Consider the following 20,931-nt stretch of genomic DNA (forward strand, 5'->3'; position numbering starts at 1 on the left):
ACGCGAACGTCGCCGGCATCAACAACGGCACCTTCGTGCCGCGGACCACGACGGCGGACAGCGTGTCCACCTTCCGCTTCCGCGTCCAGCGCGACTTCTAAGCCACTCCACCGGCGCCGGGGCCTCGGCCTCCGCGCCGGTCCCCGTGCTTCAGGAACCTCAAGGCTCGGCTTCGGCCGGGCCTTTTTCGTTCTGCCGGGTCGCTCTGGATCCGTAGCGCCTCCGGCCGCCAGTGCGCGGTCGGCACGCGACCCGGTGCGTTCCGCGCCGCGATCCCGCCCGCTCCCGGCCGGTCCGTTGACCGACCCATGATAGGGTCCGGCGATGCGCCGCCCCGCGCGCAGGGCGCCGCCGATGCGCGCCATCGTTCGTTCGGACCCGCTTTCCGGGCGCGCGCCGCGTCCATCGAGCCGGGCAAACGCCGCCGCGCCGTGCGACACGTGCCATCCCGCAAATGAGCCGAGCCTCCGGCCGACGCGTCGGACGGGCAGGACCCGCGCGTCGAATCGCTCGCCGGCGACCGCGTGCCGTTCGCGGGGCACCCAGGCGGTTCTGACTGCATCCGCCACGCCTGTCCGGTCAGAGACGGCCCGCACGACAGCTCCGATTCGACTTCCGCGCCATTGCCTCTCGATTGGTGCTGGTCGTTCGAACGAGCCGGTTTTATCAATATTTCATCTGTGCAGCCAACCTGATAATATATAGATATACTGATTAATTATCTCCGATTTTGCATTATTGGATAACATTTTGTTGCGGACGCGCAACGTTCATCTGCAGGATTGAAGATAAATCCGAATCTTTGTTGCGCGCGGTGGGGCCGCTGCACATCGTCGCCGGGCAAATGGGCCTCAAAACCGCCGTGGCGAGCGAGAGCATGCCAACGATCTGCGAATAAATCGTGGATTATATTTGGTGTGTCCGGTCTTGCTCATCCGTTTGCGAGAATTGAGCTTTAAATTCCGGAGACATCGATGACATTACTGAGATTATCGCTGCTGGCGACTGCCGCCGCGTTCGCGACAATGGGCGCTGCGCACGCCGCCGACCTGCCGGTCAAGAAGGCTGTCCCGGTCGAGTACGTCCGCGTCTGCGGCGCGTACGGCGCCGGCTTCTTCTACATCCCCGGCACCGACACCTGCCTGCGCATCTCGGGCCGCGCCCGGTACGAGGGCGGGTACATGACGGCGTCGACGCGGCAGGCCGGCACCAACGCCGGCGACAGCGCGGGCTATCAGGCGCGTCTGCGCATCAACCTCGATGCCCGCACGCAGACCGCTTACGGCACCCTGCGCGCCTTCGTCCGCCTCGATGCGGGATCCCGCACCGGCTACGCGCGCTCGGGGACGCAGGCGCGCATCGGGCAGGCCTACGACGCCACCGGCGTCGACCAGGCCGGGCATGCGCAGCAGTTCATGAACGTCGACAAGGCGTTCATCCAGTTCGCCGGCCTGACCGCCGGTCGCGCCTCGTCGTTCTTCGACTTCTACGCCCACGACTTCGAGATCTACGGCGCGACCGCGGGCTCGGACGTCTCCTCCACCAACCTCCTCGCCTACACGGTGACGGCCGGCGCCGGGCTGTCGGCCACGCTGTCGGTCGAGGACCCGGTCTTCCGGCGCAGCCCGATCTACGCGCCGGCCGGCACCGCGTCGCCGGTCAGCCCGGTCTTCGTCGGCTACTTCAGAGGCGCACCGATCGGGGTCAGCGGCGTCGACAGCATCCAGCGCGAGCGGCTGCCCGATGTCGTCGGCGTCCTGCGCGTCGATCAGGGCTGGGGCTCGGCGCAGCTCTCCGCCGCGGTTCACGAGCTGAACGTCGGCAACATCGCGGCGACGCCCGCGGCGGGCGCCAATGTCAGCGTCGCGCACACCAGGAGCGTCGAGGGCTGGGCGGTGCAGGGCGGCCTGAAGATCAACGCCCCCTTCGTCGCGCCGGGGGACGCCCTCTATCTCCAGAGCGCCTACGCCGACGGCGCGCAGATGTATACGGGATACTGCGCCTTCACCGGCTGCTATACGCAGCTCAACAACGGCTTCCAGGGCCAGAAGATCTATCAGAGCTTCTCGGACGCGACGGTCAACCCCTTCACCGGCCAGTTGCAAACACCGCAATCCTTCTCGGCGGTCGCGTCGTTCCTGCATTACTGGACGCCGGAATGGCGCTCGGCGGTCTTCGGCGCCTACGGAGAGCAGGACTTCTCCCGCAACGCGCGCCTCGCACAGGGCGCGCTCTACAACGTCCTGAGCTTCAACGGCGCCGCCAATCTCGGCTCCAACGCGGTCGGCGCGCCCGGAACCCGCTTCTACCAGTTGAGCCAAGCGCTGCGCGACACCTATCAGTTCGTCGCGGGCGGCAGCATCATCTGGTCGCCCGTGCGCGACCTCGATATCGGCGTCGAGGCCTTCTACACCCAGATCGGCGTGAAGCACGGCCGCGCGATCGACTCCGACAAGAGTCCCACCGCCTACGCGAACGTCGCCGGCATCAACAGCGGCACGTTCGTCCCGCGCACCGTGACGCAGGACTCGGTCTCGCAGGTCCGCTTCCGCGTCCAGCGCGACTTCTGATCGACGATCCCGGCGGCGGGGCCTCGGTCCCGTCGCCTGTCCCCGTCCGATGCCGTCATGGCCCGGTCGGCCGCGTGGCCAATTCTCTGCGCTGTGATCACGACGGAGACGGGATCTTAATCCCGGCCGACGGGACAGGTCGCGTCCTTTGTTCCCTGGATCGCGTTGCCGCCCTTCATCCGCGCTGATACGCCGGATGTCACTTTATCGCCGCCGATCGTGCGCGACCCGATGGATCGCGGCCCGGCGCGCGGTCGCGAGGGCGCGGCGAAGCGGCCCGCGAGCGGTCAGAGATCCGGGGGGACGCCATGACCAGCACCGTTTCACCGATCCCGTCGCCGGCGGAGGGCCGGGCCGAGGACGGGCGCGCGGCCCGGTTCTGGCCGGACGTCTGGTGGCGGCTGATCGACTTCAAGATCGGCATCATACCGCTCCCGATCTTCGTCGTGCTGGCGATCCTCCTCACCGTCCTGGTCCAGGAGGGCGAGATCAAGCCCGACGGGCCGACCATGATCGCCGTGCTGGTGATGGGCGGCTTCACCTGCGCGGAGATCGGCAAGCGGATCCCGATCCTGAAGAACATCGGCGCCGGGGCGATCTTCGCGACCTTCATCCCCTCGGCGCTGGTCTACTACGCCCTGGTGCCGCCGCAGATGGTCAAGGCGATCACCGATTTCACCAAGTTCACCAACTTCCTCTACATCTACATCGCCACGATCATCGTCGGCTCCATCCTCGGGATGGACCGCGAAGTCCTGATCAAGGGCTTCCTCAAGATCTTCGCGCCGCTCGCCCTCGGCTCGGTGGCGGCGGCCCTGGTCGGGACGCTGGTCGGCACGCTCCTCGGCCTCGGCCCCTACAAGACCTTCTTCTTCATCGTCGTGCCGATCATGGCGGGCGGCGTCGGCGAGGGGGCGATCCCGCTCTCCATCGGCTACGCGGCGATCCTGGGGATGCAGCAGGGCGTGGTCTTCGCTCAGGTGCTGCCGCCGGTGATGCTGGGCTCCCTGACCGCGATCATCCTGTCGGGCACGCTCAACTCCGTCGGCAAGCGCTACCCGCACCTCACCGGCGAGGGCCGCCTCCAGCCCGATTCGGACGGCATCAAGTCGAGCGACGCCCAGGCCAAGGCCGAGGCGGCCAAGGGCCAGATCGATCCCGCCACGATCGGTGCGGCCGGGCTCACGGCGATCACCCTCTACCTGCTCGGCGTCATGGCCCACCACCTCGTCGGCCTGCCGGCGCCGGTGGCGATGCTGTTCCTCGCGGTCCTGGCGAAGCTCGCCAGCGCGGTGTCGCCCCATCTCCAGGCCGGCGGCTTCGTGGTCTACAAGTTCGTCCAGGTCTCGATGACCTACCCGCTGCTCTTCGCCATCGGCGTCGCGCTGACGCCCTGGCACGAGCTGATGGCGGCCTTCACTCTGGTGAACCTGATCACGATCGTGTCGACCGTCGTGACGCTCATGACGGTCGGCTTCTTCGTCGGCCGCTGGCTCGGCATGTATCCGATCGAGACCGCCATCGTGAACGCCTGCCACAGCGGCCAGGGCGGCACCGGCGACGTGGCGATCCTCACGGCGGCGAACCGCATGGCCCTGATGCCCTTCGCGCAGATCGCCACCCGCATCGGCGGCGCGCTGACGGTGACCGGCACGATCGTCGCCATGAAGTGGATCGGTGCCTGACGGGCACCCGGAAAGGACGTCGTCATGGCCGGTGATCCCGGGGCCGTCGGGGCCACGCTCAAGTCGCGGATCGGCGCGATCCTCCGCTCGACGAGCGGCAACTTCCTGGAGATGTTCGACTTCTTCCTGTTCGGGTTCTACGCCACCTACATCGCGCGGGCGTTCTTCCCCTCGGGCAACGAGACCACCGAGCTGCTCCTGACCTTCGGCACCTTCTGGCTCGGGGCGCTGATGCGGCCGCTCGGGGCGATCGTGCTCGGCGCCTATATCGACCGGATCGGCCGCCGGAAGGGCCTGATCATCACCCTCGCCATCATGGCGAGCGGCACGGTGCTCATCGCCTTCTGCCCGAGCTACGACACGATCGGGGTTGCGGCCCCGCTGATCGTGCTGGCCGGGCGCCTGCTGCAGGGCTTCTCGGCGGGCGTCGAGATCGGCGGCGTCTCGATCTACCTGTTCGAGATCGCCACGCCGGGCCGGCGCGGCTTCTACACGTCGTTCCAGTCGGCGAGTCAGCAGGTGGCGATCATGTTCGCCGCCCTGATCGGCTACGGGCTGAACGCGTTCCTGACCAAGCAGCAGCTCGGCGATTTCGGCTGGCGCATCCCGTTCTTCATCGGCTGCCTGATCGTGCCGTTCATCTTCTTCATCAGGCGGTCGCTCCAGGAGACGCAGGAATTCGCCAGGCGGACCCGCCACCCGACCACCCGCGAGATCCTGACCACGGTGGCCGCCAACTGGCGGATCGTGCTGCTCGGCATGATGCTGACCACGATGACGACGGTGACGTTCTACATGATCACCGTCTACACCCCGACTTTCGGCAAGAACGTCCTCAAGCTCACCGAGACCGACAGCCTGATCGTGACGCTGTTCGTGGCGATCACCAACTTCGTCTGGCTGCCCGTGGGCGGAGCCCTGTCGGACGCCATCGGCCGCAAGCCAGTGCTGCTGACGATCTCGACCCTGTCGCTGCTGACCACCTACCCGGCGCTGCACTGGCTCGTGGCCGACCCGACCTTCGGCAAGATGCTCGCCGTCGAGCTGTGGTTCTCGTTCTTCTTCGGAGTCTACAACGGCGCGATGGTGGTCTCGCTCTCGGAAGTCGTGCCGGCCCATGTCCGCGCCAGCGGCTTCTCGCTGGCCTACAGCCTCGCCACCGCGCTGTTCGGCACGGCGACGCCCATGGTCTCGACCTTCCTGATCGAGAAGACCGGCGACCGGGCGGCGCCGAGCTACTGGCTGATGGCGGCGGCCGCCTGCGGCATCGTCGCGACGCTCGCCCTGTTCCGCGGCCGGCCCGGTCTGGAGCGCGTGCCGGCCCACGCCTGAGGGCCGGGGTCGGTCAGCTCTCCTGCCAGATCCGGATCCGCGCCTTGAAGGCGGCGCGGATATGGGCCCGGGCCGCGGCCTCGGCGGCATCCCCGTCGTGGGCCCGGATCGCCGCCACGATCGCGGCGTGCTCGGCGAGCGATTCCGCGGCGCGGTCGGGCGCCGCCAGCGTGGTGGCGCCCGGGAGCAGCACCAGCGACAGGCGCATCGTCTCCAGCGTGCCCTGCAGGAAGCGGTTGCGCGCCGCCCCGTGGATCTGGCGGTGGAACAGCCGGTTGGTCCGTGCCAGCGCGGGCGCGTCGCCGAGCAGCGTCCGGTCCCGGGCGACCATCTCCTCCAGGATCTCGGTCTCGACCGTGCTGGCGTGGATCGCCGCGAGGCGCGCGGCCGTCCCCTCCAGCACCTCGCGCAGGTCGTAGAGCTCGCTCACCTGCCCGTAGTCGAGCTGCGCCACGCTGGCGCCCCGGTGCGGCTCGTGGGCGACGAGTCCCTGCGCCTCCAGCCGGCCGAGCGCCTCGCGGACCGGCGTGCGGCTGATCTGGAACCGCTCGGCGAGCTCCGCCTCGCGCAAACGGCTGCCGGGGGCGAGCTCGCCCTCCTCGATCGCCCGCAGCAGCCGCTCGTAGGCGCCGGCGCCGCTGGAGCGCTCCGCTTCGCTGGCCTTCATGTCCGGCTCTCCTCGGCTCGGCCATAGCGCGAAACCGTGACGCCTGAAACGCTTGCGAGAAATTGCATGCAGACGTATACAATGCGCTGAGATCAGCCACTGGAGAGGAGGCAGGCATGCAGCGTCCGGACGATGCGCCGTGGGATGTGGTGGTGGTCGGCTCGGGCAACGCCGCCATGAGCGCCGGTCTCGCCGCCCTGGAGCGCGGCGCCTCGGTGCTCATGATCGAGAAGGCCGAGCGGGACCTCGCCGGCGGCAACACCGCCTACACGGCCGGGGCCATGCGCTTCGTCTACGCGGGCAACGACGACCTGATCCCGCTGCTGGTCGATCCCGAGGACCCGCGCCTGCCGCGGACCGATTTCGGTGCCTACACGGCACAGAAATTCGAGGCGGACCTGCTCGGCTTCAACGATGGGCGGCCGCTCTCGCGCGAGCAGCGCATCCTGATCGACGAGAGCGGCGCGGCCCTGCGCTGGCTGGCGACGCAGGGGGTGAAGTTCGAGCCGATCTACTCCCGTCAGTCGTTCGAGAAGGACGGGCGCTTCGTGTTCTGGGGCGGCCTGACGCTCGCCACCCACGACGAGGGCTTCGGCCTCGCCCGGGCCGAGCTGGAGGCCTTCACCCGGGCCGGCGGCGAGATCCGCTACGGCTGCCCGGCCCGGGGCCTGATCGTGGAGGACGGGCGTGTCGTCGGCGTGGAGACGCCGCAGGGTCCGGTCCGGGCGACGTCCGTGGTGCTGGCCTGCGGCGGCTTCGAGTCGAACGCCGCCCTCCGGACACGCTTCATCGGCGAGGGCTGGGACAAGGCCCGGGTACGCGGCACGCCCCACAACCAGGGCGACGGGCTGCAGATGGCGCTCGACCTCGGCGCGAAGGCCCACGGCTTCTACGGTGGCTGCCACGCCACGCCGATGGACCTGCACACCCCCGATTACGGCAACCTCGAGCTGCCGCACGGCGAGCGCAAGCACTACCGGAAGATCTGCTACTTCCTGGGCCTCATGCTGAACGCGGACGGCGAGCGGTTCGTCGACGAGGGCAAGAATTTCCGCAACTACACCTACGCCCAGTTCGGCCGCTCGATCATGGAGCAGCCCGGGCACGTGGCGTGGCAGATCTTCGACGCCAAGGTCGATCACCTGCTCTACAGCGAGTACCGGTTCCACGACGCGCACTTCGTCGAGGCCGACACCTTGGACGGGCTCCTCGACAAGCTCGAGGGCATCGACCGCGCGGCGGCGCGGCGGACCATCGCGGCGTTCAACGCCGCCGTGGACGAGAGCGTGCCCTTCGACCCGACCGTGAAGGACGGGCGCGGCACGAAGGGGCTCGCCCTGCCGAAGTCGAACTGGGCGCAGAGGATCGAGACCGGGCCGTTCAAGGCCTACCCGGTCACGGGCGGCATCACCTTCACCTACGGCGGCGTCGAGGTCGGCGACGACGGCGGCGTGAAGCGCGCGGACGGCGGCGCGATTCCCGGCCTCTATGCCTGCGGCGAGATGGTCGGTGGCGTGTTCTTCAACGGCTATCCCGGCGGCTCGGGGCTGACCTCCGGCGTCGTGTTCGGCCGCCGCGCCGGCTACGGCGCCGCCGCGAGGGCGAAGGGCTGAGGTCAGCGGCGGAGCGCGACCGAACTCCTCCGATGCGGGAAGGGAAGCCGCGCGATCGTTCCCCAGCGGCCCATCGTCCCCTGTCCGCCGCCCCGGCGCGGGCGTAGAAGCCCAGCCATGCCCGCCCGACAGGCCGTTTTCACCATCTCCCGCGGCGTCCCGTTCCTGCCGACGCTCGCCGAGGCGCTGCTCTCCGGCCGCCTGGTCGGGCCGGTGGCGGACGATCCGCTGGCGCTCGCCTCCGTCACGATCTACCTGCCGACCCGCCGCGCGGCCCGGGCGCTCGGCGCGATCCTGGCCGAGAGGCTCGGCCGGGACGCGCCCGGCCAGGCGACGCTGCTGCCGCGAATGGTGCCGCTCGGCGAGGCCGACGAGGCCGAGCTCGACCTCGCCGCCGAGCCGCTGCTGGAGGAGAACGCCGACCCCCTGAGCATCCCGATGCCGCCGCTGGAGCGCCGGCTGATCCTGGCCCGCCTCGTCCAGGCCTGGGCCAGGACCGTCGACCGGACGCTGCTGCCGCTGGACGCCGAGGTGCCGTTCCTGGTGCCGTCCTCCCCCGCCGACGCGGTCGGGCTCGCCGGCGATCTCGAGCGCCTGATGGACGCGCTCACCGTCGAGGGCCTTCCCTGGTCGGAGATCGGCGCGGCCGTCGAGGCCGAGTATTCCCGCTACTTCGGCCTGACCCTCGACTTCGTGAAGATCGCCGCCGAGAACTGGCCGAAGCTCCTGGCCGAGCGGGGCCTCGCCGATCCGGTCGCCCGCGCCCGCGGGCTCGTGCTCGCCGAGGAGCGTCGCCTGTCGCGTGGCGCGACGCCGGACCCGGTGATCGTCGCCGGCTCGCTGGGCTCCGTCCCCGCCACGGCCCGGCTCATCGCCGCCGTGGCCAAGCTGCCCCACGGCGCCGTGGTCCTGCCCGGGCTCGATCTCGACCTCGACGCGGCCGGCTGGGACGGCATCGACACCGGCGAGGGTTTTTCCCGCGTGATCGCGCACGGCCATCCGCAGGCGGTGCTGCACCGGCTGCTCGGACCGGAGAACCTCAACCTCGACCGCGCCGAGGTCGTCGCCCTCGGCGAGCCCGACCCCGGCCAGGCGGCGCGAGCCGCACTCCTGTCGCAGGCCCTGCGGCCGGCCGATACCACCGACGCGTGGGCCGCCCTCGACCCGGCCGCGCGCGACGCCGTCGCCCGCCTCGGCCTCGAGGGGCTCGCGCTCGCCGAAGCGGCCGACGAGCGCGAGGAGGCGCTGGTCGCGGCGCTGGCGCTGCGCGAGACCCTGCAGACCCCCGGTGCGACTGCGGCGCTCATCACGCCCGACCGCGGGCTCGCCGGCCGGGTCGCCGTCGAGCTGCTGCGCTGGGGCATCGTGGCCGAGGATTCCGCCGGGCTGTCCCTGGCCGTGAGCCCGGCCGGGCGGCTCGCCCGGCTCGCGGCGGAACTCGCCGCCGACCTCGCCCGCGATCAGGCCGACGCGATCCCGGCCCGGCTGATCGCGCTGCTCTCCCATCCGATGGTCCATCTCGGCCTGCCGCGTCCCGACGTGGTCCGGGGCGCGGCCGCCCTGGAGATCGGATTGCTGCGCGGCCCCGTCCCGGCCCCGGGCTTCGACGGCCTGCGCAAGACCCTCGCCGCCGAGCGCGCCGGGCCGCCCGAGCACCGGCCCCGGGCCAAGCGCCGCCTGAAGGACGTCGACTGGGAGCTGGCCGCGAACCTGCTGGACCGGCTCGATCTGGTGTTCCGGGATTTCCCGGGACCGGACGGGGCGGGGGAATGCGACCTCGTCACCACCGCCGCGGGTCACCGTGAGGCGTGCGACCGGCTGATCGCCGGGCCGGAGGACGGTCCCCCGGTCGAGACGGACGGATCCCTGTCCTGCCTCGACGCCCTGTTCGACGACCTGGAGATGGCCGAGCCCGGCCTGATGCCGGGGCGGTTCGACGATTACGCCACTTTCTTCACGTCGCTCGCCCGGGAGCGCAAAGTCGCCTGCTCGGGCGAGGCGCCGCATCCGCGCCTGCGCATCCTCGGGCTGCTGGAGGCGCGCCTGCTCTCGGTGGACCGCGTGGTGCTCGGCGGGCTGGACGAGGGCGTCTGGCCGGTGCGCACGCTGACCGACTCGTTCCTCAACCGGCCGATGCGCGAGCGGGTCGGCCTCAACCCGCCCGAGCGGCGGATCGGGCAGATGGCCCACGACTTCGTGCAGGCGCTCGGCTGCCGCGACGCGGTGATCACCCGGGCGCTGAAGCGGGAGGGCGCCCCGACCGTGCCGTCGCGCCTGATCCAGCGCCTGCGCGCCCTCTCGGGCGACGCCCGCTGGGACGCCGTCCTGCACGCGGGTCGCCGGCTCACGGGCCTCGCCGCGCGGCTTGACACGGTGCCGCCGGAGCCGCGGCTGAAGCGCCCCGCACCGAAGCCGGACCCGGCCCTGTTCCCGCGCTCGCTCAGCGTCACCGAGATCGAGACGCTGGTGCGCGATCCCTACAGCATCTTCGCCCGCCACGTGCTCGGGCTCGACCCGCTCGATCCGCTGGCGGCGGCGCCGGGCGTCGCCACCCGCGGCTCCCTGGTGCACGACGTCTTCGCGGAATTCGCCAGTCGCCATCCCAAGGACCTGCCGCCGGACTCCGCGGAGCGGCTGCTGAACTTCGCGGTGAACGCCTTCGGCGACATCGAGGCGGAGTACCCCAACCTCTACGCCGAGTGGTGGCCGCGCTACGAGCGCATGGCCTCGGCCTATCTCGACTGGGAGGCGCGGCGGCGGCCCGGCCTGACCCGGGTCTACCCGGAGGTCTCCGGGCGCTGGGCGATCCCGATGGGGCGCGAGACCTTCACGCTGCGCGCCCGGGCCGACCGGATCGAGTTGCGGCCGGACGGCACCGCCTGCATCGTCGATTACAAGACCGGGACGCCGCCCTCGGGCAAGATGATCTTCTCCGGGTTCTCGCCGCAGCTCACCCTGGAGGCGGCGATGCTGATGCACGGCGCCTTCGCGGACCTGCCGGCCGTGAAGACGACGCCGGACCTGCTCTACGTCCACGCCTCGGGCGGCCGGAAGCCCTTCGTCCCGATCCCGGTGAAGCCGCCCCGGGGCGAGGAGCGCGGCGTGGAGGCGATCGTGGCCGAGCACGCCGCGCGGCTCCGGGGGCTGGTGGCCCGGTTCATGACCGGCGAGGCGGCCTACACGGCGCGGCCCTACCCGCAATATGCCAGCCGGTATGGCGCCTACGACCACCTCGCCCGGGTGCTCGAGTGGTCGCTCGCCGGGGACGAGGGCGGGGAGTGACCCCGCCCGCGCCCTCATCCTGAGGTGCCGAAGTGCAGCGGAGGTCTCGAGGAAGCCTCCCGATATCGCCGCGGTTCCGGGGGACTTCTTCGAGGCGGCTGCGCCGCACCTGAGGATGAGGTGACTTGGTGGGAGGCGCGTCCTCCGCGCCTCAGAAGAACGCCTGCAGCCCCGTCTGGGCCCGGCCGAGAATCAGGGCGTGGACGTCGTGGGTGCCCTCGTAGGTGTTCACCGTCTCGAGGTTCTGGGCGTGGCGCATCACGTGGTACTCGCCCATGATGCCGTTGCCGCCGTGCATGTCCCGGGCGGTGCGGGCGATGTCCAGCGCCTTGCCGCAATTGTTGCGCTTGACCAGCGAGATCATCTCGGGCGCCATCTTGCCCTCGTCCATCAGCCGCCCGACCCGGAGCGAGGCCTGGAGGCCCAGCGCGATCTCGGTCTGCATGTCGGCGAGCTTCTTCTGGACGAGCTGGGTCTGCGCCAGGGGCCGGCCGAACTGCTTGCGCTCCAGCGTGTAGGTGCGGGCGCGGTGCCAGCAATCCTCTGCGGCGCCCATCGCGCCCCACGAGATGCCGTAGCGCGCCCGGTTGAGGCAGCCGAACGGCCCCTTCAGGCCCGAGACGTTCGGCAGCAGCGCGTCCTCGCCGACCTCGACGCCCTCCATGACGATCTCGCCGGTGGTGGAGGCGCGCAGGGACAGCTTGCCCTTCAGCGTCGGGGCGGACAGGCCCTTCATGCCCTTCTCGAGGACGAAGCCGCGGATCGCGCCCTCGTGCGCGTCGGACTTCGCCCAGACCACGAACACGTCCGCGAAGGGCGCGTTCGAGATCCACATCTTGGCGCCGGAGATCCGGTAGCCGCCGTCGATCTTCTCGGCCTTTGTCTTCATGCCGGCCGGGTCCGAGCCGGCATCCGGCTCGGTGAGGCCGAAGCAGCCGATCCACTCGCCCGAGGCGAGCTTCGGCAGGAACTTCTCGCGCTGCTCCTCCGAGCCGTAGGCGTGGATCGGGTACATCACGAGGGAGGATTGCACGCTCATCATCGAGCGGTAGCCGGAATCCACCGCCTCGACGGCCCGCGCCACGAGCCCGTAGGCCACGTAGGAGGCGCCCGCGCAGCCGTACTCCTCGGGGAGGGTCACGCCGAGCAGGCCGAGCTCGCCCATCTTCCGGAACAGGCCGGGATCGGTCTTCTCGGAGGCGTAGGCCTCGACGATCCCGGGGAGAAGCTGCTCCTGCGCGAAGCTCTGGGCGACGTCGCGGATCGCCCGCTCGTCCTCGGTGAGCTGATCCTCCAGCAGGAAGGGATCGTCCCAGACGAAGCGGGCCGAGGCCGGGGCCGACGGGGAGGCGCTGCCCGGAGGGCGCATCGGAGCGTTCATCGAGATTCCTCGCCTGCAGGGTGGCGCGGGTCTTCGCGGCCCGCGCGCTTGACCCTACCCTAGACCCGCGCGCCGCCCGGTCCAACGCGCGCGGTGACGCCGGGGCGCCGCCGTCACGCCCGGCCGAGGAGCATGAGCCAGAGCAGCGTGGTGAGCGGCGCCAGCAGCGTCGAGACCAGGACCGAGGCCGCGACCATGCCGGTCTCGGTCCGGTAGCGCGCCGCCAGCAGGTAGGCGTTGATCCCCACCGGCATGGCGGCGAACAGGGTCGCGACGCCCGCGTAGGCGGCCGGCATCGCGAAGACGTGGAAGGCCAGGACCCAGACCGCCAGCGGGTGCAGGAGGTTCTTCAGGAGCGCGATCACGAGCGCGCCCTTGAGGTCGAACAGCACCCGGTAGCGCTTCAGGCCGGCGCCCAGCGCCACCAGGGCGCAGGTGGAGGCCGTGCCGGCGAAGGCGTCGATCAGCGACTGGGCGATGCCGACCGGCGCGAGGCCGAGGGCCTTCATGGCCATGCCGATCAGCAGCGCCACGAAGATCGGGTTGCGCAGCAGCACCAGGGCGAGCCCGCGGATCCGCGCCAGGACCGGCAGGCCGGAATCGGACTCGATCAGGAAAGTGGCGCTGCCCATCATCAGGGGCAGGTGGACGGCCAGCAGCATGAACAGCGGGAAGGCGCCCTCCTCGCCGTAGGCCTGGAGGATCATCGGGACGCCCACGAACACCGTGTTCGACTGGCTCGCCGCGAAGCCGTGGAGGATCGCACCCCGGCGCTCGATCCCGGCCCGCCGCCGGGCGATCAGCGTGCCGACGGACCACGAGATCGCCGCGCCGCCGAAATACGCGACCCAGTAGGACCACGCGATGGTCCCGCTCATCCCGGGCTTGGTCAGCGTGGCGATGATCAGCGCCGGGACGGCGACGGCGAAGACGTATTCCGACAGCCCGTCGCTGACCTTGTCGGAGAGGAGCCCCGCGAGGGCGGCGGCCCAGCCGATCAGGACGATCCCGAAGATCGGGGCGATGATGGCGAGGGCGTTCACGGGGCCGGCGGGAGCGGGGGCTGATGCGCGTGGGGAGGACTCGGCCCATAGCACGCCCGCGCGCCGCGTCGCGCCCCGTCGGAAGCTGTGCTGGCATGCCGGACGAGAGGAGGGAGAATCACCGCGCCGCCGAGCGCGCCCGGGTCGCCGCGGCGGTGCGGGCCCTCATGCCGACACCCGGCAACGCGCCGGCCGCGAGACCGTCGACGTTCCCTTCGTCACCACGGCCGACAGCGGCGCGTGACGGCGCCCGCGCCGCCTACTTGTTCTCCAGCACCTGGATCGGATCCGTGCGCTGGCTCGCGGGCGGTTCCTTGGTCAGGTTGGCGCCGCCCTCCCGCTGCACCTTGACGTCCTTCGGCGCACCCGGCCCGCCCACCGCGCGGCCGCCCTCGGCGCTCTGGGTCGGCACCGTGCCGGACGCCAGTTCCAGGCAGGTCACCATCTCGACGTAGGAGGGGAAGCCGCCCGCCTTGAACTGGTTCTGGCACTGGCTCTTCGCGGCGGGCGTGTAACTGCTCCAGTGGCGCTCGGCCTCCTTCTTGGCGTCGCGCTCGGAGCGAATGCAGCCGTCGTAATTCGCCTTGTCGCTGATGCTCGTGTTGGCGACCTGAGCCGACCGGCAGGTCCGCTCGACGTCGAGATCGGGCACGGCGTCGGCCCGGGCGGAGGCCGGCGCGAGCGCCAGCATGAGCAGCGCGAAGGTGCCGGGGACCATCGTGCGGGAACGGGTCGTCATGTCGTCAGACTCGCGATCTGTGGCGGTTCGCGCCGCCGGAACTGCCGGCACAACGCGCCAGGAGACGGTTCGGCACCAAGCGCCCGCGACGATCAGCCCGCGTGGGCGCCGCGCAGGGCCTGGTCGAGATCGCCGTACAGGTCGTCCGTGTCCTCGATGCCGGTGGACAGGCGCAGCAGGTCCGGCGGGCAGGGGCTGCCCGGCCCTTCCACCGAGGCGCGGTGCTCGATGAGGCTCTCGACGCCGCCGAGCGAGGTCGCCCGCTTCCAGAGCCGCACCCGCGCCGCCGTGGCGATGGCGCCGGCCTCGCCGCCGGCGACCCGGATCGACAGCATGAAGCCGAACCCGTCCCGCATCTGCCGGCGGGCGACCGCGTGGCCGGGATCGTCCGGAAGGCCCGGGTAGAGGACCCGGGTCACGTGCGGGTGCCCGCTCAGGCGCCCGGCGAGGCGCAGGGCGCCCGCCGCCTGCGCGGCCGCCCGCAGGTGCAGGGTCCGGAGCGAGCGCATCAGCAGGTAGGCCTCGAACGGCCCGAGGATGCCGCCGCTGCCGGCGCGGATCCCCCGGATCCGCTCCCAGAACGCGTCGGCCCGCGCCCCCGCCAGCACGCCCGCCACCACGTCGGAATGACCGTTCAGGATCTTGGTGGCCGAGTGCATCACGATGTCGGCGCCGAGTTCCAGAGGGCGCGTGTGCACCGGTGAGGCGGCCGTCGAATCGACGGCGAGCCGCGCCCCCGCCGCGTGGGCGATCTCGGCCGCCGCGGCGATGTCGGTGACGGTCCAGAGCGGGTTGCCGGGGGTCTCGATCCAGACGAGCTTGGTCCGGCCGGGCTCGATCGCGGCGCGCAGGGCACCTGCGTCGTCCGTGTCCACGAAACTCAGTGTGAGGCCGCGCCGGGGCGCCTCCTCGCGCAGCCAGCGCTTCAGCGCCCAGTACATGACCGTGCCGGCGACCACGTGGTCGCCGGGCTCCAGCGCGCCGAACACCGCGGTCGCCGCCGCCATCCCCGAGCCGAACAGCAGCGCGCCGGCGGCGGCGCCCTCCAGCATCGCCAGGACCGACTCCGCCTCGCGCACCGTGGCGTTGTCGGGCCGCGCGTAGCTGTAGCCGGAGCTGTAGCCGTTGTCGGGATCGCGGATGAAGGTGGTGGCGACGTGGAGCGGCATCACCACCGCCCGCGTCTCCGGCTCGATCCGCCCCATGGCCTGGGCGGCGAGGCTCCGGCGCGTGTATTCCGGCTCGGCGTCGCTCCGGGTATCCGACGGACCCCGCGGCGCGTAAGGCTGTGACATCTGGCGATTCTCGGCGGATGGAGACGGGCGCGTGCCACGGCGCGCGGGCCCCGGCAAGCCGCGCCACTAGCCGGGCCACATGCCGGGCCACATGCCGCGCCCCGTGGAGACAGACGATCATGACCGCCGCCACACAGGTCCCCGAGGGATCGCCCCTACCGCGCTGGCTGCGCCTCGCCGCGGCGATCCTGCCCGTCGCGGCCACCGCCGCCGTCGGCTCGGTGTCGACCCAGGCGGAGATCCCGGGCTGGTACGCGAGCCTGAACAAGCCGGCCTTCAACCCGCCGAACTGGGTGTTCCCGGTCGCCTGGACGATCCTCTACACGATGATCGCGGTCTCCCTCTGGCGGCTGCTCGGCGCGATGCCGCGCACGGGACCGAGCCGCCAGGGCTGGTGGCTCGCCCTCGCGGCATTCCTGGTGCAGATCGCCCTCAACGCCGCCTGGACGCCGGTCTTCTTCTCAGCCCACGCGATCGGCGCCGGCCTGATCGTCGTCGCGATGCTGCTGGTGATGGTGCTCTGGACGATCCGGCTGACCTGGCGGTTCGACCGGCTCGCGGCGTGGCTCCTCGTCCCCTACGCGGCCTGGGTCGCCTTCGCGACGCTCCTCAACGCCGCGATCCTGCGGATGAACTGATTTCCATTTCCGGTTCGGTTTCCTTCCGTCATCGCGAGCGAAGCGAAGCGACCCAGTGCAGCGTTACCTCGGCCGGCGTGGCGCAACCGGATTGCTTCGCTGCGCTCGCAAGGACGGTCAGGGCAATCCGGACGCCGTCAGGCGTACGGATCAGTGCAGGTCCTTCGTGAACGCCGCGAAGGCGCGCGGATCTCACGACACGTGCTCGGGCTTCTCCTCGCCGGCCGGCTTGCCGTCGTCGCGGGCGCGGTGCAGCAGGAAGATCGCGAACACCATCGTGAGGATCAGACCCGCCAGCACGCCGAGCTCGATCATCGAGGCCTGGAACAGCGCCTGCTTCTCCGGCGACCAGTCCTTGGCGTGCATGATCTCCGACGATTGCAGGGTGATCACCAGAACCCGCCGGATCGAGGCGATCAGCCCGACGATCAGGAACGGCTCGCAGGTCAGCGTCCCCGACCGCATCGAGACCCGGACCGTGTGCAGGATCTCGATCAGCATCAGCAGGAACAGCAGCCGGTCGATCACCTCGAGGATCTGCTGAGCGCCGCCGAGCGCCCGCATCGCCTCCCAGGTCATCCCGGCGGCCTCGATCAGCGCCACGAGGGCGGTGAGCGCCAGCAGGATGCCGAGCGCCGCGTAGATCGCGTGCTCGGTGTGCAGGAAGATCGCGCTGGCGACCTTCGTCAGGCGTCCCTGGTCTTCTGAGTGTTCCGACATCATTCCCCCCTGGAATGCGCCGAGACGATCAGCTTCCGGACCGCGCGTCCAGTGCGGCGACGCTTGTGCTCGATCGATCGGGATCCGGGGTGGCGTTACGTCGCTGCCGGCGGCCGGGGCCGCTCAGTGGAAGAACGGCAGGGCGTGCGGCGCGAGGTAGCCGAAGCCGAGCAGCGCCGCCCCGGCGAGGCCCAGGAAGCCGCCGGCGAAGACCAGCAGGCTGATCCCGGTGATGACCTCGGCCGAGGCCAGCACGATCCCGATCTGGAAGGCCGCCGAGGCCAGCTCGTAGTGGTGGTAGCGCAGCAGCGCGAGGTCGCGCCGGCCCTCCGAGGCGCGGGCCTTCTCGGACAGCTCCTTGCGGCCCTCGCCGGTCGACGGCTCCGAATCCCAGCGCGCCAGCGTCTTCGACCACTCGGCGCGCTTGGCGGCGATGGCCTCCTGGTTCGGCCCCGGGGGCACCAGCGCCAGGGCCTCGTCGGCGGTCTTGAGCACCGTCGCGCGGATCGTGCGGGCCTGGAAATAGGCCCACTGGTTCGCGGCCTCGACGTTGGCGCCGATCGAATCCGTCTGGGACGCTTTGCCCAGTGTCTCGCTGAACGCGAGAAACAGCGCCAGCACCGAGATCAGCAGCGCCACGCGCTTGTTCGACCCCTCGACCGCCCCGTGACCACCCGACATCGTCTCGCTCGTCTCCGTTGATTCGGCGGGGCCGAGTCACAGCCCATCGCGGCGCGCGACGCAATCCGCGACGCAATCCGCGACGCAATCCGCGCCGCCGATCCGGCACCCGCTCTCCGCGCCGACCCGCTCTACTCCGCGGCGATCCGCGGCGGCGGCGGGTGCCCGTCATTGGCCGGATGGGCCGGATCGAAGACGGGGGCATCCTCCGGATCGTCGCGCTCGCCGATGAAGCGGCCGAACAGCCGCGTCAGCAGGCGGGACAGGTCGTCCATCAGCACGAAGATCGCCGGCACGAAGACGAGCGACAGCACCGTCGAGACGATCAGGCCGCCGATCACCGCCACCGCCATGGGCGAGCGGAACTCGCCGCCGATCCCGTAGGCCATCGCGGAGGGGACCATGCCGGCCGCCATGGCGATGGTGGTCATCACGATCGGCCGGGCGCGCTTGCGGCCGGCATCGACGATCGCGACGTTCCGGTCGACGCCGGCGCGGATCTGCTCGACGGCGAAGTCCACCAGCATGATGGCGTTCTTGGTCACGACGCCCATCAGCATCAGGATGCCGATCACCACCGGCATCGAGATCGGCATGTGGCAGATCAGCAGCGCCAGGATCGCGCCGCCGATGGAGAGCGGCAGCGAGAACAGGATGGTCAGCGGCTGCAGGAAGTTGCCGAACAGCAGGATCAGCACGCCGAAGACCATCATCAGGCCGGCGCCCATGGCCAGCGCGAAGCCCTCGAAGACCTCGCCCATCACCTCGGCGTCGCCGGTCTGGCTGATCGTCACCCCGGGGGGCAGGTTCTTGGCGGTGGGCAGGTTCATGACCTGGCCGATCAGCGCGGCGAGCGCGTCGGTGCCCTGCATGTCGCCCTCGAGCGCGACGCGCACGGCGCGGTCGTAGCGGTCGATGCCGGTCGGGCCCTGGCCGAGGCTGATGTCGGCCACGGTCGCGAGCGGCACGGCCGTCCCGCCCTTCACCGGCACCTTCAGGGTCTCGAGGTCGGAGAGCCGGCCGCGCACGCTCTCGGGGAGCTGCACGCGGATCGAGATCTGGCGGTCGGTGGCGTTGAACTTGGCGAGGTTCATGCCGATGTCGCCGATCGTCCCGACGCGCACGGTCTCGGCGATGGTGTCGGTGCTGACGCCGAGATCGGCCGCCACGGCGGGCTTCGGCCGGATCCGGACCTCGGTCCGGTCGAGGGGCGCCGTCGACATGACGTTGACGAGGTGCGGGACCTGCTGGGCCTCGCGCTGGAGCTTGGCGGCGACCTCTGCCACCACGGCCTTGTCGGGGCCCGCGATGATCAGCGCGAGGTCGCGCTGGCCACCCTCGCGCAGGGCCCAGAAACGCAGGTCCGGCTCCTCCCGGAGGATCGCCGCGACCTCGGCGTCGATCTGCTTCTGCGTCTTGTCGCGGCTGTTCTTCGGCGTGAGGTTGATGGTGAGGCTCGCGAGGCGCACCTCCTTCTTGGCCGGCAGCTGGCGGCCGCCGTCCACGAACACGCTCTTCACCTCGGGCAGCGCGCGGATCTTCTCCTCGATGCGGTCGGTGACCCGGACCGTGTCCTGGAGCCGGGCGCCCGGCGGCAGCTCCACCACGAACAGGGTGCGGGCCTGGTCCTCCGCCGGCAGGAAGCCCGCGGGCAGCAGGCCCGTGGAGGCGATGGAGCCGGCGAAGCACGCGAGGCCGAGCACCAGCGTGATGAACTTGTGCCGGACCGACCACGCCACGAGGCGGGTGTAGCCGCGCATGACGACGCCGTCCCGCTCGTGGTCCGGCCCGTGGTCGCGCAGGAAGTAGGCGGCGAGCAGCGGCGTGATCAGGCGCGCCACGAGCAGCGACATGAACACCGCGGCCGCGATGGTCAGGCCGAACTGCTTGAAGTACTGGCCGGCGATGCCGCCCATGAACGACACCGGCGAGAAGATCGCGATGATCGTCGCCGTGATGGCGATGACCGCGAGGCCGATCTCGTCCGCGGCTTCGAGGGACGCGCGGTAGGGCGACTTCCCCATCCGCATGTGCCGGACGATGTTCTCGATCTCCACGATCGCGTCGTCCACCAGGATGCCGGTGACGAGCGTGATCGCCAGCAGGCTGACGGCGTTGAGCGAGAAGCCCAGGGCGCTCATCACCCAGAAGGTCGGCAGCACCGAGAGGGGCAGCGCCACCGCGGCGATCAGCGTCGCGCGCCAGTCGCGCAGGAACAGCAGGACCACCACGACGGCGAGGAGGGCCCCCTCGATCAGGCCCATCATGGCCGAGTGGTAGTTGCCGATCGTGTTGACGACGCTGGTGTCGATCAGGTCGAACCGCACGTTGGGATTGGCCGCGTGGAGCGCCGCGATCTTCTTGGCGACGCCCGCCGACACGTCGGCGTCGCTGGCGCCGCTGGCGCGGGAGATCGCGAAGGCGACCACCGGCTCGCCGTTGAAGCGCGCGAAGGTGCGGGGCTCCTCGGCGGTGTCCGACAGGGTCGCGAGCTCGTCGAGGCGGACCTTGCGGTTGCCCGGCACCACGATGGAGGTCTTGGCCAGCGTCTCGAGGCTCGCCGAGGCGGCCAGCGCCCGGATGGACTGCTCCTGGCCGCCGACCTCGGCCCGGCCGCCGGCCATGTCGGCCGAGGTCAGGCGCAGCTGCCGGTTCACGTCCGCGGCGGTGATGCCCAGCGCCAGCAGGCGGTCGGGCTTCAGGGTGACGCGGATCTCGCGGGCGACGCCGCCGAGGCGCTCGACGCCGCCGACGCCCTTCACGCTCTGCAAGCCCCGGGCGACGACGTCGTCCACGAACCACGACAGGTCCTCGGGCGTCATGGCGGGCGCGGAGGCGCCGTAGACCATGATCGGCAGGCCGGCGATCTCCACGCGCGAGACGATCGGCTCGTCGATCGTCCGCGGCAGGTTCTGGCGGATCTTGGCGATCGCGTCCTTGACGTCGTTGGTCGCCCGATCCTGGTTCACCTCCAGGCGGAACTCGATCGTGGTGGTGGAGGTGCCCTCCGTGATCGTCGAGAGGATGTGCTTGACGCCCTTCACGCCGGCGACCGAATCCTCGACCCACTTGGTGACCTGGGTCTGGAGTTCGGCGGGCGCGGCGCCCGACTGGGTGATCGTCACCGAGACGATCGGGATGTCGATGTTGGGGAACCGGGTGATCGGCAGCGCGCGGAAGCTCACGAGCCCGAGGATCATCAGGACCAGGAACAGGACCACCGAGGGCAGGGGCCTTCGGATCGCCCAGGCGGAGACGTTGAGGCGCATGGCCGGATCCTTCGTC

14 protein-coding genes are annotated in these 20,931 nt (G+C 70.8%); 6 read left to right on the forward strand and 8 right to left on the reverse strand.

Annotation, left to right across the window (positions count from 1 at the left end):
• Positions 1-974: 974 nt before the first annotated feature.
• From BMY19_RS00745 to BMY19_RS00755, 3 genes are all read left to right on the forward strand, one after another.
• Positions 975-2,570, forward strand: a complete 1,596-nt coding sequence (locus BMY19_RS00745; RefSeq protein WP_100250573.1) for a porin — start codon at positions 975-977, stop codon at positions 2,568-2,570.
• Between the two features lie 308 nt (positions 2,571-2,878).
• The gene (locus BMY19_RS00750; protein WP_020090802.1) at positions 2,879-4,255 is read left to right on the forward strand and encodes a 2-hydroxycarboxylate transporter family protein; all 1,377 of its coding nucleotides are present in this window, start codon (positions 2,879-2,881) and stop codon (positions 4,253-4,255) included.
• A 24-nt stretch (positions 4,256-4,279) separates the two neighbouring features.
• Positions 4,280-5,587, forward strand: a complete 1,308-nt coding sequence (locus BMY19_RS00755; RefSeq protein WP_100250574.1) for an MFS transporter — start codon at positions 4,280-4,282, stop codon at positions 5,585-5,587.
• 13 nt (positions 5,588-5,600) lie between these two features.
• On the opposite strand, the gene BMY19_RS00760 is transcribed toward BMY19_RS00755, so the two are convergent.
• A complete protein-coding gene (locus tag BMY19_RS00760) occupies positions 5,601-6,254 on the reverse strand; it encodes a GntR family transcriptional regulator (protein ID WP_056531487.1) in 654 nt (217 codons plus the stop codon).
• Positions 6,255-6,370: 116 nt separating this feature from the next.
• Here BMY19_RS00760 and tcuA point away from each other — a divergent pair, with 116 nt between their 5' ends.
• Together tcuA and addB are read left to right on the forward strand one after the other, a co-directional pair.
• Positions 6,371-7,867 carry an FAD-dependent tricarballylate dehydrogenase TcuA gene (tcuA, locus tag BMY19_RS00765; RefSeq protein ID WP_091676348.1) on the forward strand — a complete coding sequence of 499 codons (1,497 nt, stop codon included), beginning with the start codon at positions 6,371-6,373 and terminating at the stop codon, positions 7,865-7,867.
• A gap of 117 nt (positions 7,868-7,984) precedes the next feature.
• On the forward strand, positions 7,985-11,149 hold the full coding sequence (gene addB / locus BMY19_RS00770) for a double-strand break repair protein AddB (protein WP_100250575.1): 3,165 nt from the start codon (positions 7,985-7,987) through the stop codon (positions 11,147-11,149).
• 151 nt (positions 11,150-11,300) lie between these two features.
• Here addB and BMY19_RS00775 read toward each other — a convergent pair whose 3' ends face one another.
• From BMY19_RS00775 to BMY19_RS00790, 4 genes are all read right to left on the reverse strand, one after another.
• Positions 11,301-12,530, reverse strand: coding sequence for an acyl-CoA dehydrogenase (locus BMY19_RS00775; protein ID WP_100250576.1), 1,230 nt, complete (start codon positions 12,528-12,530; stop codon positions 11,301-11,303).
• 113 nt (positions 12,531-12,643) lie between these two features.
• Positions 12,644-13,573, reverse strand: a complete 930-nt coding sequence (locus BMY19_RS00780) for an AEC family transporter (protein WP_020090796.1) — start codon at positions 13,571-13,573, stop codon at positions 12,644-12,646.
• A 259-nt stretch (positions 13,574-13,832) separates the two neighbouring features.
• The gene (locus BMY19_RS00785) at positions 13,833-14,312 is read right to left on the reverse strand and encodes a hypothetical protein (RefSeq protein WP_100250577.1); all 480 of its coding nucleotides are present in this window, start codon (positions 14,310-14,312) and stop codon (positions 13,833-13,835) included.
• A 92-nt stretch (positions 14,313-14,404) separates the two neighbouring features.
• Positions 14,405-15,607, reverse strand: coding sequence for a trans-sulfuration enzyme family protein (locus BMY19_RS00790; RefSeq protein ID WP_100250578.1), 1,203 nt, complete (start codon positions 15,605-15,607; stop codon positions 14,405-14,407).
• Between the two features lie 119 nt (positions 15,608-15,726).
• Between BMY19_RS00790 and BMY19_RS00795 the strand changes: the two genes are divergently transcribed.
• Positions 15,727-16,245 carry a TspO/MBR family protein gene (locus BMY19_RS00795; RefSeq protein ID WP_100250579.1) on the forward strand — a complete coding sequence of 173 codons (519 nt, stop codon included), beginning with the start codon at positions 15,727-15,729 and terminating at the stop codon, positions 16,243-16,245.
• A 192-nt stretch (positions 16,246-16,437) separates the two neighbouring features.
• Here the strand turns inward: BMY19_RS00795 and BMY19_RS00800 are convergent, their stop codons facing one another.
• From BMY19_RS00800 to BMY19_RS00810, 3 genes are all read right to left on the reverse strand, one after another.
• Complete coding sequence (locus BMY19_RS00800) at positions 16,438-16,965, reverse strand: phosphate-starvation-inducible PsiE family protein (RefSeq protein ID WP_043712027.1); 528 nt, start codon at positions 16,963-16,965, stop codon at positions 16,438-16,440.
• A gap of 123 nt (positions 16,966-17,088) precedes the next feature.
• The gene (locus tag BMY19_RS00805) at positions 17,089-17,646 is read right to left on the reverse strand and encodes a DUF4337 domain-containing protein (protein ID WP_020090790.1); all 558 of its coding nucleotides are present in this window, start codon (positions 17,644-17,646) and stop codon (positions 17,089-17,091) included.
• A 131-nt stretch (positions 17,647-17,777) separates the two neighbouring features.
• Positions 17,778-20,915, reverse strand: a complete 3,138-nt coding sequence (locus BMY19_RS00810) for an efflux RND transporter permease subunit (RefSeq protein WP_100250580.1) — start codon at positions 20,913-20,915, stop codon at positions 17,778-17,780.
• Positions 20,916-20,931 lie beyond the last annotated feature (16 nt).

The organism is Methylobacterium sp. UNC300MFChir4.1 (assembly GCF_900110155.1).
Classification (GTDB): domain Bacteria; phylum Pseudomonadota; class Alphaproteobacteria; order Rhizobiales; family Beijerinckiaceae; genus Methylobacterium.

Bases quoted from the DNA above. Each gene is read 5' to 3' on its own strand.
- BMY19_RS00745 (WP_100250573.1), top strand. From the start codon at position 975: ATGACATTACTGAGATTATCGCTGCTGGCGACTGCCGCCGCGTTCGCG.
- BMY19_RS00750 (WP_020090802.1), top strand. From the start codon at position 2,879: ATGACCAGCACCGTTTCACCGATCCCGTCGCCGGCGGAGGGCCGGGCC.
- BMY19_RS00755 (WP_100250574.1), top strand. From the start codon at position 4,280: ATGGCCGGTGATCCCGGGGCCGTCGGGGCCACGCTCAAGTCGCGGATC.
- BMY19_RS00760 (WP_056531487.1), bottom strand. From the start codon at position 6,254: ATGAAGGCCAGCGAAGCGGAGCGCTCCAGCGGCGCCGGCGCCTACGAG.
- tcuA (WP_091676348.1), top strand. From the start codon at position 6,371: ATGCAGCGTCCGGACGATGCGCCGTGGGATGTGGTGGTGGTCGGCTCG.
- addB (WP_100250575.1), top strand. From the start codon at position 7,985: ATGCCCGCCCGACAGGCCGTTTTCACCATCTCCCGCGGCGTCCCGTTC.
- BMY19_RS00775 (WP_100250576.1), bottom strand. From the start codon at position 12,530: ATGAACGCTCCGATGCGCCCTCCGGGCAGCGCCTCCCCGTCGGCCCCG.
- BMY19_RS00785 (WP_100250577.1), bottom strand. From the start codon at position 14,312: ATGACGACCCGTTCCCGCACGATGGTCCCCGGCACCTTCGCGCTGCTC.
- BMY19_RS00790 (WP_100250578.1), bottom strand. From the start codon at position 15,607: ATGTCACAGCCTTACGCGCCGCGGGGTCCGTCGGATACCCGGAGCGAC.
- BMY19_RS00795 (WP_100250579.1), top strand. From the start codon at position 15,727: ATGACCGCCGCCACACAGGTCCCCGAGGGATCGCCCCTACCGCGCTGG.
- BMY19_RS00800 (WP_043712027.1), bottom strand. From the start codon at position 16,965: ATGTCGGAACACTCAGAAGACCAGGGACGCCTGACGAAGGTCGCCAGC.
- BMY19_RS00805 (WP_020090790.1), bottom strand. From the start codon at position 17,646: ATGTCGGGTGGTCACGGGGCGGTCGAGGGGTCGAACAAGCGCGTGGCG.
- BMY19_RS00810 (WP_100250580.1), bottom strand. From the start codon at position 20,915: ATGCGCCTCAACGTCTCCGCCTGGGCGATCCGAAGGCCCCTGCCCTCG.